The organism is Kordia sp., from assembly GCF_022447245.1.
GTDB lineage: Bacteria > Bacteroidota > Bacteroidia > Flavobacteriales > Flavobacteriaceae > Kordia.
Map to the genome: position 1 here is coordinate 1 of NZ_JAKVBC010000022.1, position 12925 is coordinate 12925.

Consider the following 12925-nt stretch of genomic DNA (forward strand, 5'->3'; position numbering starts at 1 on the left):
TACTCAAGCGGCCAACGAGGACAGACTGTAAATCTGTTGGTTTTTACCTTCGCAGGTTCGAATCCTGCTCTCCCCACTAAATAAAAGCGAGAGTAGCTCAGTTGGTAGAGCGTCAGCCTTCCAAGCTGAATGTCGCCGGTTCGAACCCGGTCTCTCGCTCTATATATTTCTTGCCGATGTAGCTCAGGGGTAGAGTGTTTCCTTGGTAAGGAAGAGGTCACGGGTTCAAATCCCGTCATTGGCTCATAGAATGTATATAAATTGAACACTAATATATAACTAAGATTAAAAAATTATTAAATCATGGCAAAGGAAACTTTTGATCGTTCCAAACCGCACTTAAATATTGGTACTATTGGACACGTAGATCACGGTAAAACTACTTTAACAGCTGCTATTACTAAAGTATTAGCTGATGCTGGTCTTTCTGAAGCAAGAGATTTCGATACTATCGATAATGCTCCTGAAGAAAAAGAAAGAGGTATTACTATTAATACTTCTCACGTAGAATACCAAACTGCAAATCGTCACTATGCACACGTTGACTGTCCAGGTCACGCCGATTACGTAAAGAACATGGTAACTGGAGCTGCTCAAATGGATGGAGCTATCTTAGTAGTTGCTGCTACAGATGGACCAATGCCACAAACTCGTGAGCACATCCTATTAGGACGTCAGGTTGGAGTTCCAAGAATTGTAGTATTCTTGAACAAATGTGATATGGTAGATGATGAGGAATTATTAGAGCTTGTTGATATGGAGGTAAGAGATTTACTTTCTTTCTATAAGTATGATGGTGATAATGGACCAGTTATCCAAGGATCTGCTTTAGGAGCTTTAAATGGTGAGAAGCAATGGGTTGATACAGTATTAGAATTAATGGAAGCTGTTGATAACTGGATTGAGTTACCAAAAAGAGATGTTGATAAGGATTTCTTAATGCCAAATGAAGATCTATTCTCTATTACAGGTCGTCGTACTGTTGCAACAGGTCGTATTGAAACTGGTGTAGCTAACACAGGTGATGAAGTTGATATCATTGGTATGGGTGCTGAGAAGTTAAAGTCAACTATTACAGGAGTTGAGATGTTCCGTAAGATCTTAGATAGAGGAGAAGCGGGAGATAACGTAGGTATCTTATTAAGAGGTATTGATAAAACTGAAATCAAAAGAGGTATGGTAATCTGTAAGCCTGGTTCTGTAACTCCACATAGTAAGTTTAAAGCTGAGGTGTATGTATTGAAGAAAGAGGAAGGTGGGCGTCACACTCCATTCCACAATAACTACCGTCCTCAGTTTTACGTACGTACAACTGACGTAACAGGAACTATTAACTTACCTGAAGGTGTTGAGATGGTAATGCCAGGCGATAACTTGACAATTACTGTTGACTTAATCAACGCAATTGCAATGAACGTTGGATTACGTTTTGCAATCCGTGAAGGTGGTAGAACTGTTGGTGCAGGTCAGGTAACTGAAATCTTATAATTTAAGAAGCAATAATTAATAAATATAGAGGGTGTCCCGTTCTTTTCGGGACGCCTTTTTATAGAATACGGGTTTAGCTCAGTTGGTAGAGCACTGGTCTCCAAAACCAGGTGTCGGGAGTTCGAGCCTCTCAACCCGTGCTAATAAAATCGCAATATGGCTGGTATAGTAAATTACGTAAAAGAATCTTTCGAAGAATTAAGAACAAATGTTACATGGACGCCTTGGGCTGAAGCGCAACGCTTAACAATTGTAGTAGCTGTTTTTTCTATAATTTTCTCATTAGCTATTTGGGGAGTTGATACTGTCTTTGCAAAGGTGTTAGGTTTTGTATATGATCTAGTGTTAGGAAATGTTTAATCACCTCAAAAACAAAGTTAGTTATGGCGGATTCTAATGTAAAGAAGTGGTATGTTGTGAGAGCTGTCAGTGGGCAGGAGAACAAGGTTAAAACGTATATCGAAAGTGAAATCGTTAGACTTGGTTTGGAAGATTATGTTGAGGAAGTTTTAGTTCCAACGGAAAAAGTAATTCAAATCCGTAATGGAAAAAAAATAAATAAAGAAAGAGTGTACTTTCCAGGGTACATAATGGTGAAAGCTAATTTGGCTGGTGAAGTATCTCACGTAATAAAATCAGTTACAAATGTAATAGGTTTTTTAGGAGAAGTAAAAGGAGGAGATCCTGTTCCTTTAAGGCAATCAGAGGTGAATAGAATGTTAGGGAAGGTAGATGAATTAGCAGTGAAAACAGATAATGTTGCTATTCCATTCACGCTAGGAGAAACAGTTAAAGTAATTGATGGCCCTTTCAATGGGTTTAATGGAACAGTTGAGAAGGTCAACGAAGAAAAACGTAAGTTAGAAGTAATGGTTAAAATTTTTGGAAGAAAAACACCATTAGAGTTAAGTTACATGCAAGTAGAGAAAATATAATTGTTACATGTTATATATAAGTAACACTTTTTAGCTTCCAAACAAAAAAGTGTTGCGAAATCAAAAACAAGAAAATGGCAAAAGAATTAAGTAAAGTAGTAAAGCTACAAGTTAGGGGAGGTGCAGCGAATCCGTCGCCACCGGTTGGACCCGCTTTAGGTGCTGCCGGAGTTAATATCATGGAGTTCTGTAAGCAGTTTAATGCTAGAACGCAAGATAAACAAGGTAAGGTAGTTCCAGTTGTTATTTCTGTATACAAAGATAAATCATTTGACTTTGTAGTGAAAACAGCGCCAGCGGCAGTTCAGCTTATGGAAGCGGCAAAGATTAAAAAAGGATCAGGTGAGCCTAACCGAAAGAAAGTAGCAAGCGTTACTTGGGAACAAGTAAAAGCAATTGCTGAAGACAAAATGCAAGATTTGAATGCATTTACAGTTGAGTCAGCTATGAGTATGGTTGCAGGTACTGCAAGATCAATGGGATTAACAGTATCAGGTGATAAACCTTTTTAAATCGTAAGAACAAATGGCACGAGTAACAAAGAAGCATAAAGAGGCTTTGGCTAAAGTAGATAGAAATAAATTATATTCTATTGCAGAGGCATCAAGCTTAGTAAAAGAAATCACAAATGTAAAATTTGACGCGTCTGTTGATATTGCTGTACGATTAGGTGTTGATCCACGTAAAGCAAATCAAATGGTTCGTGGTGTGGTAACATTACCTCACGGAACAGGTAAGGATGTAAAAGTTTTAGCATTAGTAACTCCAGACAAGGAAGCAGAAGCTACAGAAGCAGGAGCTGACTTTGTTGGATTAGATGAGTTCCTTCAAAAAATTAAAGGAGGATGGACAGATGTTGATGTAATCATCACTATGCCAAGTGTAATGGGTAAGTTAGGGCCTTTAGGTAGAATTTTAGGGCCAAGAGGATTAATGCCAAACCCAAAAACTGGTACTGTAACTATGGATGTTGCAAAAGCTGTAAGAGAAGTGAAAGCTGGTAAAATTGACTTCAAAGTTGATAAAACTGGAATCGTTCATGCAGCAATTGGTAAAGCATCATTCTCTCCTGAAAAATTAGAAGGGAACGCAGCTGAATTATTACAAACATTAATCAAATTAAAGCCAACTGCGGCAAAAGGTACATACATTAAAAGTATTTATATGTCTAGTACTATGAGCCCAAGTGTAGCTGTTGATCCAAAAACAGTTTAATTGGTAGTTAAAAAGATTTTATCATGACTAAAGAAGAAAAATCAGTAGTAATAGAAGAATTAACTGCACAGTTAGCTGAAAATACAAATATTTACTTAACAGATATCTCTGGTTTAAATGCTGATGCAACTTCAGCTTTACGTAGAGCTTGTTTTAAAGGTAATATTAAACTTGCAGTAATCAAGAATACATTGCTTGCTAAAGCAATGGAAGCTTCTGATAAAGACTTTGGAGAACTTCCTGAAGTATTAAAAGGAAACACTTCATTGATGTTATCAGAAACGGGAAATGCTCCTGCGAAATTAATCAAAGAGTTCAGAAAAAAGCAAAAAGCTGATAAGCCACTTTTAAAAGGTGCTTTCATTGAATCTGCGGTTTACGTTGGAGACGATCAATTAGATGTATTAGTTGATATCAAATCTAGAGAAGAGCTTATTGGAGAAATTGTTGGATTATTACAGTCTCCTGCTAAGAATGTTGTTTCTGCTCTTCAGTCTGGAGGAGGAAAATTAGCTGGTATCTTAAAAACATTATCTGAAAGATAATTCAAAAAGTACGCACTTAACAAAACAAATATTTAACAAAAACATTATTTTAAAACGATAGAAAATGGCAGATTTAAAAGAATTCGCAGAACAATTAGTTAACTTAACAGTAAAAGAAGTTAACGAATTAGCAGATATATTAAAAGAAGAGTACGGTATTGAGCCTGCTGCAGCTGCTGCTGTAGTTCAAGCTGGACCTACTGCTGACGCCGGTGGAGAAGATGAGAAGACTGAATTTGACGTAATCTTAAAAGCTCCAGGAGGATCTAAATTAGCAGTAGTTAAATTAGTAAAAGAATTAACTGGTTTAGGTCTTAAAGACGCTAAAGGTGTAGTTGATTCAGCACCAGCTCCAATCAAAGAAGGAGTATCTAAAGATGAGGCTGAAGGTCTTAAAGCAGCTTTAGAAGAAGCAGGAGCAGAGGTTGAGCTTAAGTAAGCTTACCAAGCTATAAAAACTTGGTTTAGGTCTTTGGGATAGTCCCCTAAGACCTAAACCCTTTTGTGCATATAAGCGTGAATACGTTTTATTTTATTTTATTTTAATCATAATATTGTCCATTGATGTTCATAAATCAGACTGAAAGATTAAATTTCGCCTCGGCAAAACACACACCGGAATATCCAGATTTCTTAGATATTCAAATCAAATCATTCCAAGATTTCTTCCAATTAGAAACGAAATCTGAAGAGCGTGGCGAAGAAGGATTATACAACACCTTCCAAGAAAACTTTCCAATTACAGACACGCGTAATCAATTCGTATTAGAATTCCTTGATTACTTCGTCGACCCACCACGATACAATATTCAAGAATGTATCGAAAGAGGATTAACGTATAGTGTCCCGTTAAAAGCACGTTTAAAATTATACTGTACAGATCCAGAGCATGAAGACTTTGAAACAATAGTACAAGATGTATATTTAGGTACAATTCCTTACATGACTCCAAGTGGAACTTTCTGTATTAATGGAGCTGAACGTGTAGTAGTTTCACAGTTACACCGTTCGCCAGGAGTCTTTTTTGGACAATCTTTCCATGCAAATGGAACTAAGCTTTATTCTGCCAGAGTAATTCCTTTCAAAGGTTCTTGGATAGAATTTGCAACAGATATCAATAGCGTGATGTACGCATATATTGATAGAAAGAAAAAATTACCTGTAACTACATTATTTAGAGCTATCGGTTTTGAAAGTGATAAAGATATTCTAGAAATATTTGATCTTGCTGAAGAAGTGAAAGTTTCTAAAAGTGGACTTAAAAAAGTTCTTGGACGTAAGTTAGCTGCGCGTGTATTAAACACATGGCATGAAGACTTCGTAGATGAGGATACAGGAGAAGTAGTATCAATCGAGCGTAACGAAATTGTATTAGATCGTGATACTATCTTAGAAAAAGAACACATAGAAGAAATCGTAGAAGCTGGTGTAAAAATGATTCTTTTACACAAAGAAGAAAATCAAGCTGGTGATTATGCGATTATCCATAATACATTACAAAAAGACCCTACAAACTCTGAAAAAGAAGCTGTAGAGCATATTTATCGTCAACTTCGTAATGCAGAACCGCCAGATGAGGAAACTGCACGTGGTATTATTGATAAATTATTCTTCTCTGACCAACGTTACAACCTTGGTGGAGTAGGTCGTTACCGTATGAACAAAAAGTTAGGATTGAATATCGATATGGATAAGCAAGTCTTAACAAAAGAAGATATCATCACCATCATCAAGTACTTAATTGAGTTGATTAACTCGAAAGCAGAAATTGATGATATTGATCACTTATCTAACAGACGTGTTCGTACAGTAGGAGAGCAATTAGCACAACAATTCGGAGTTGGTCTTGCACGTATGGCAAGAACAATCCGTGAGCGTATGAACGTTAGAGATAATGAAGTATTTACACCAATCGATTTGATCAATGCAAAGACTTTATCATCTGTAATTAATTCATTCTTCGGAACGAATCAGTTGTCGCAATTCATGGATCAAACGAATCCATTAGCTGAGATTACACACAAGCGTCGTTTATCGGCTTTAGGACCTGGAGGACTTTCACGAGAAAGAGCAGGTTTCGAGGTTCGTGACGTTCACTATACACATTATGGGCGTTTATGTCCAATTGAAACACCAGAAGGACCAAACATTGGATTAATTTCATCTCTTGGGGTATTTGCGAAAGTAAACTCTATGGGATTCTTAGAAACTCCATATCGTAAGGTTGAAGATGGTAAAGTAGATATTAACAAATTCTCGTACTTAAGTGCTGAGGAAGAAGAAGGAATGAAAATTGCTCAAGCAAACATTCCACTTACAGAAGATGGAACAATTAGTGTAGATAAAGTTATTGCTCGTGAAGAAGGAGATTTCCCAGTGGTTTCTCCATCTGAAATTCAATATACAGACGTTGCACCAAACCAGATTGCTTCTATCTCCGCATCGTTAATTCCATTCTTGGAGCATGATGATGCAAACCGTGCCTTGATGGGATCAAACATGATGCGTCAAGCAGTACCTTTATTACGTCCACAATCTCCAATCGTAGGAACAGGATTAGAACGTCAAGTTGCTTCTGATTCAAGAGTATTAGTAAATGCTGAAGGCGATGGATTGGTAGAATATGTAGATGCTAATAAAATTACAATCAAGTACGATCGTACGGATGAAGAAAGATTGGTGAGTTTTGATGGAGATTCAAAAACATATAACTTAATCAAATTCCGTAAAACAAACCAAAGTACATCTATCAACTTAAAGCCAATTGTAAGAAGAGGTGACAGAGTTAAAAAAGGACAAGTACTTTGTGAAGGATACGCAACACAAAAAGGAGAATTGGCACTTGGACGTAACATGAAAGTTGCCTTCATGCCTTGGAAAGGATATAACTTTGAGGATGCGATTGTGATTTCTGAAAGAGTTGTTCGTGAAGATGTATTTACCTCTATTCACATTGATGAATACTCAATGGATGTAAGAGATACAAAATTAGGAGCTGAAGAATTAACTAACGACATTCCAAATGTTTCTGAAGAGGCTACAAAAGACTTGGATGAAAACGGAATGATTAGAATTGGAGCCGAGGTAAAACCTGGTGATATTCTTATTGGTAAAATTACGCCAAAAGGAGAATCAGATCCTACTCCAGAAGAAAAATTATTACGTGCAATCTTTGGTGATAAAGCAGGTGATGTAAAAGATGCTTCGTTAAAAGCCTCACCATCTTTACATGGAGTTGTAATTAATAAAAAATTATTCTCAAGAGCAATCAAAGACAAGCGTAAGAGAGCTAAAGATAAAGAAGAAATCGCAACTTTAGAATTGGAATATGCTTCTAAATTTGAAGAGTTGAGAGGAATCTTAATCGATAAGTTATTTACAATTGTAAATGGAAAAACTTCGCAAGGAGTTCAAAATGATCTTGGAGAAGAAGTATTGCCAAAAGGAAAGAAGTTCACGCTAAAAATGTTAAATGCTGTTGAAGATTATGCACACTTAACAGGAGGAACTTGGACTACGGATGATGATACAAACAGAGCTGTTGCAGATTTAGTACACAACTATAAAATCAAACTTAATGACCTTCAAGGAGCATTAAGAAGAGATAAATTTACAATCTCAGTTGGAGATGAATTACCAGCGGGAATCTTAAAACTTGCTAAAGTTTACATCGCTAAAAAGCGTAAACTAAAAGTAGGAGATAAGATGGCAGGTCGTCACGGTAACAAAGGTATCGTTGCACGTATCGTCCGTCAAGAAGATATGCCATTCTTAGAAGATGGAACGCCAGTTGATATTGTATTGAATCCATTAGGTGTACCATCTCGTATGAATATCGGTCAGATTTATGAAACGGTATTAGGATGGGCAGGAGAAAAACTAGATCGTAAGTATGCAACGCCAATCTTTGATGGTGCTTCTTTAGAGCAGATCAATGAAATTACTGATGAAGCAGGAATTCCAAGATTTGGACACACATATCTTTATGATGGTGGAACAGGAGAGCGTTTTGATCAGCCAGCTACAGTAGGTATTATCTACATGCTGAAACTTGGTCACATGGTAGATGATAAGATGCACGCACGTTCAATTGGACCATACTCGTTAATTACGCAACAGCCATTAGGTGGTAAAGCACAATTTGGAGGTCAGCGTTTTGGAGAAATGGAAGTTTGGGCACTAGAAGCATATGGAGCATCTAGTACACTTAGAGAAATACTGACTGTAAAATCTGATGATGTTATTGGTAGAGCTAAAACATACGAAGCAATCGTAAAAGGAGAGCCAATGCCAGAACCAGGATTACCAGAATCATTCAATGTATTAATGCATGAATTGAAAGGTCTTGGATTAGACATCAGATTAGAAGAATAAATTAAATTGCCGTGCGGTCTATGATGGCACGGCTAAGAATTACACATAATTCATTATCAACCATTAGTATGGCAAGAAATAAAGATAAGAATACTGTAAAGAGATTTAATAAAATCTCAATAGGGTTAGCCTCTCCAGAGTCTATTTTAGCAGCTTCTAAAGGAGAAGTGCTAAAGCCTGAAACAATTAACTATCGTACACACAAACCAGAGCGTGACGGATTATTCTGTGAGCGTATTTTTGGTCCTGTAAAGGATTACGAATGTGCTTGTGGTAAATACAAGAGAATTCGATACAAAGGAATCGTTTGTGATAGATGTGGTGTTGAAGTAACAGAAAAGAAAGTACGTAGAGACAGAGTTGGTCATATCAACTTAGTAGTGCCAGTAGCACACATTTGGTATTTCCGTTCTTTACCAAACAAAATAGGTTACCTTTTAGGATTACCATCTAAGAAATTAGATATGATTATTTACTACGAACGTTATGTAGTAATTCAACCAGGTGATGCTAAAAATGAAGCTGGAGAACCAGTTCAAAAAATGGATTTCTTAACGGAAGAAGAATACTTAAATATTCTTGAATCTCTCCCACAAGAAAACTTATACTTAGACGATACTGACCCTAATAAGTTTATCGCTAAGATGGGTGCTGAGTGTTTAATTGAGCTATTATCAAGAATTGATTTAGATGAATTATCATTCCAACTAAGACACAAAGCAAATAACGAAACATCTAAACAACGTAAAACGGAAGCGTTAAAGCGTTTACAAGTTGTTGAATCTTTACGTGATGCGAACAAAAATCGTGAAAACCGCCCTGAGTGGATGATCATGAAAGTAATTCCTGTAATTCCGCCAGAATTACGTCCGTTAGTACCGTTAGATGGTGGTCGTTTTGCTACGTCTGACTTAAATGATTTATACCGTAGAGTAATCATCAGAAACAATCGTTTAAAAAGATTAATGGAGATCAAAGCTCCTGAAGTAATCTTACGTAACGAGAAGCGTATGCTTCAAGAATCTGTAGATTCATTATTCGATAACACGCGTAAATCATCAGCAGTAAAAACAGATTCTAACAGACCATTAAAATCATTATCTGATTCTCTAAAAGGTAAGCAAGGGCGTTTCCGTCAAAACTTACTTGGAAAACGTGTGGATTATTCTGCTCGTTCGGTAATTGTTGTAGGTCCAGAATTAAAATTATACGAATGTGGATTGCCAAAGAACATGGCAGCAGAATTATACAAGCCTTTTGTAATTCGTAAGTTAATTGAAAGAGGTATTGTAAAAACTGTAAAATCTGCGAAGAAGATTATTGATAAAAAAGAGCCTGTAGTATGGGATATCTTAGATAATGTAATTAAAGGACATCCTGTATTACTAAATCGTGCTCCTACGCTTCACAGATTAGGTATTCAAGCATTCCAGCCTAAACTTATCGAAGGAAAAGCGATTCAGTTACACCCATTAGCGTGTACTGCCTTTAACGCCGATTTCGATGGTGACCAGATGGCGGTGCATTTACCGTTAGGGCCAGAAGCAATCTTAGAAGCACAATTGTTAATGTTAGCTTCTCAAAACATTCTGAACCCAGCAAATGGTTCGCCAATTACAGTACCTTCTCAGGATATGGTATTAGGTTTATACTATATGACGAAGTTGCGTAAATCGACTCCAGAAAAGAAAATTGTTGGAGAAGGTTTAACATTCTACTCTGCAGAGGAAGTAGTAATGGCTTACAATGAGAAAAAAGTAGAACTAAACGCTTCTATCAAAATTAGAGCAAACGACTTTAATGAAGCAGGAGAGTTAGTTCCGCAAATTATAGAAACAACTGTTGGGCGTGTACTTTTCAACGAAAAAGTGCCACCACAAGCAGGATTTATCAATGAAGTATTAACGAAAAAATCGTTGCGTAGTATCATTGGAGGAATCTTGAAAGTGACAGATATTCCAACAACATCTGCTTTCTTAGATGATATTAAAAGTCTTGGATATGGATTTGCCTTTAGAGGTGGATTATCATTCAGTTTAGGAGATATTATTATTCCAGAAGAAAAGCAATCGTTGATTGACCAAGCTAATGGAAAAGTTGATGGAATTACCATGAACTATAACATGGGATTAATTACCAATAACGAACGTTATAATCAGGTAATTGATATCTGGACAACTACAAACGCAAGCTTGACAGAATTATCGATGAAGCATATTAGTGAAGATCAACAAGGATTTAACTCTGTGTACATGATGCTTGATTCTGGAGCCCGTGGTTCGAAAGAGCAGATTCGTCAGTTAACAGGTATGCGTGGATTAATGGCAAAGCCGAAAAAATCGACTGCAGGTGGTGGAGAAATTATTGAGAACCCGATTCTTTCTAACTTTAAAGAAGGATTATCGATCTTAGAATACTTTATCTCTACGCACGGTGCTCGTAAAGGTTTGGCCGATACCGCATTAAAAACAGCCGATGCAGGATACTTAACCCGTCGTTTAGTAGACGTTTCTCAAGATGTTATTGTTAATATTGACGATTGTGAAACATTAAGAGGTGTTGAAGTAACAGCATTAAAGAAGAATGAAGATGTAGTAGAGCAGTTAAAAGAACGTATCTTAGGTAGAGTTTCTTTACACGATGTATACAATCCATTAACAGAAGAAATTTTAGTAGCTGCAGGACAAGAAATCTCAGAAGAAATTGCGCAAGCATTGAAGATTCACCAGTAGAATCGGTTGAAGTACGTTCGCCATTAACTTGTGAAGCTCCAAAAGGAATTTGTGCTAAATGTTACGGACGTAACCTTTCTACAAACAAAATGGTTCAAATCGGAGAAGCTGTTGGAGTTGTTGCTGCACAGTCAATTGGTGAGCCAGGTACGCAGTTAACGCTTCGTACATTCCACATGGGAGGTGTTGCTTCTAGTATTTCTGATGAAAATACACTAAATGCAAAATTTGCTGGTGTAGCAGAAATTGAAGAATTGAAAACAGTACATGGAGAAAATGCAGAAGGTAAAATGTCTGAAATCGTAATTTCTCGTACTTCTGAAATTAAAGTAATTGATCCTAAAACAGGAATTACCTTAAGTACAAATAATATTCCTTATGGTTCATCTATCTTTGTAAAAGATGGTGATAAAATTGCGAAAAATCAAGCAATCTGTCAATGGGATCCATATAACGGTGTGATCATCTCTGAATTTGCAGGAAAGATTCAGTACGAAAATATCGAGCAAGGTGTTACATACCAAGTAGAGATTGATGAGCAAACTGGATTCCAAGAAAAAGTAATTTCTGAATCAAGAAATAAAAAATTAATTCCAACCCTTCAAATTTTAAATAATAAAGGAGAAGTACAACGTTCATACAACTTACCAGTAGGTTCTCACTTAATGGTAGACGATAATGAAAAGATTAAAGTTGGTAAAATTTTAGTGAAAATACCTCGTAAGTCTGCAAAATCTGGAGATATTACAGGAGGTTTGCCACGTGTAACAGAATTGTTTGAAGCACGTAATCCTTCTAATCCAGCGGTTGTATCTGAGATTGATGGTGTTGTTTCTTTCGGTAAAATAAAAAGAGGTAACCGTGAGATTATTGTAGAGTCTAAATTTGGTGATATTAGAAAGTATTTAGTAAAACTTTCAAACCAAATCTTAGTACAAGAGAACGATTATGTAAGAGCAGGTATGCCACTTTCTGATGGATCTATTACTCCAAACGACATCTTAAATATCAAAGGACCATCTGCAGTACAACAGTACTTAGTAAATGAGGTACAAGAAGTATATCGTTTACAAGGGGTAAAAATTAATGATAAGCACTTTGAGGTAATTGTTCGTCAAATGATGCGTAAAGTAAGAATTGGTGACCCAGGAGATACAATCTTCCTAGAAAACCAATTAATTCACAAGTCTGACTTTATTAGAGAGAACGACAATCTTTACGGTCAAAAAGTAGTAGAAGACGCAGGTGATTCAGAAAACTTTAAGCCAGGACAAATTGTTTCTCCAAGAGAATTGAGAGATGAGAATTCTGTATTAAGAAGAGCTGATAAGCAATTAGTATCTGCAAGAGATGTAGTTCCGGCAACGGCAACTCCAATCTTACAAGGTATTACAAGAGCTTCGTTACAAACGAAATCATTTATCTCAGCAGCATCGTTCCAGGAAACTACAAAAGTACTGAACGAAGCAGCAGTAAGTGGTAAGGTAGACTCATTAGAAGGATTAAAGGAAAATGTAATTGTTGGACATAAAATCCCAGCAGGAACAGGAATGCGTAAGTACGATGATATTATTGTAGGTTCAAAAGAAGAATACAATGAAATCATGGCTGCTAAACATGAAATAAACTTTTAATA

At 36.6% G+C, this 12925-nt stretch carries 8 protein-coding genes, 3 tRNA genes and 1 pseudogene; all 12 read left to right on the forward strand.

Annotation, left to right across the window (positions count from 1 at the left end):
- Positions 1–86: 86 nt before the first annotated feature.
- The 12 genes and pseudogenes from MK119_RS15010 (at position 87) to rpoC (ending at position 12923) form a co-directional block, all read left to right on the forward strand.
- Positions 87–159 (forward strand) — tRNA-Gly (locus MK119_RS15010).
- Between the two features lie 13 nt (positions 160–172).
- Positions 173–244: transfer RNA gene (locus tag MK119_RS15015), tRNA-Thr, on the forward strand.
- 59 nt (positions 245–303) lie between these two features.
- On the forward strand, positions 304–1488 hold the full coding sequence (gene tuf, locus MK119_RS15020) for an elongation factor Tu (protein ID WP_290680255.1): 1185 nt from the start codon (positions 304–306) through the stop codon (positions 1486–1488).
- A gap of 67 nt (positions 1489–1555) precedes the next feature.
- Positions 1556–1628: transfer RNA gene (locus MK119_RS15025), tRNA-Trp, on the forward strand.
- Positions 1629–1644: 16 nt separating this feature from the next.
- Positions 1645–1848, forward strand: a complete 204-nt coding sequence (gene secE, locus MK119_RS15030) for a preprotein translocase subunit SecE (RefSeq protein ID WP_290680257.1) — start codon at positions 1645–1647, stop codon at positions 1846–1848.
- A gap of 23 nt (positions 1849–1871) precedes the next feature.
- Positions 1872–2423, forward strand: coding sequence for a transcription termination/antitermination protein NusG (gene nusG, locus MK119_RS15035; protein WP_290680259.1), 552 nt, complete (start codon positions 1872–1874; stop codon positions 2421–2423).
- 74 nt (positions 2424–2497) lie between these two features.
- Positions 2498–2935: a 50S ribosomal protein L11 gene (rplK, locus tag MK119_RS15040; protein WP_046746307.1), complete on the forward strand. Its 438-nt coding sequence runs from the start codon at positions 2498–2500 to the stop codon at positions 2933–2935.
- Between the two features lie 13 nt (positions 2936–2948).
- Positions 2949–3638: a 50S ribosomal protein L1 gene (gene rplA / locus MK119_RS15045; protein WP_290680263.1), complete on the forward strand. Its 690-nt coding sequence runs from the start codon at positions 2949–2951 to the stop codon at positions 3636–3638.
- A gap of 23 nt (positions 3639–3661) precedes the next feature.
- Entirely contained in the window at positions 3662–4183 is a 522-nt protein-coding gene (gene rplJ, locus MK119_RS15050) for a 50S ribosomal protein L10 (RefSeq protein WP_290680265.1), read from the forward strand.
- A 64-nt stretch (positions 4184–4247) separates the two neighbouring features.
- Positions 4248–4622 carry a 50S ribosomal protein L7/L12 gene (gene rplL, locus MK119_RS15055; RefSeq protein WP_290680266.1) on the forward strand — a complete coding sequence of 125 codons (375 nt, stop codon included), beginning with the start codon at positions 4248–4250 and terminating at the stop codon, positions 4620–4622.
- Between the two features lie 125 nt (positions 4623–4747).
- Positions 4748–8557, forward strand: a complete 3810-nt coding sequence (rpoB, locus tag MK119_RS15060; RefSeq protein WP_290680268.1) for a DNA-directed RNA polymerase subunit beta — start codon at positions 4748–4750, stop codon at positions 8555–8557.
- 68 nt (positions 8558–8625) lie between these two features.
- Positions 8626–12923: pseudogene (rpoC, locus tag MK119_RS15065) on the forward strand (DNA-directed RNA polymerase subunit beta').
- Positions 12924–12925 lie beyond the last annotated feature (2 nt).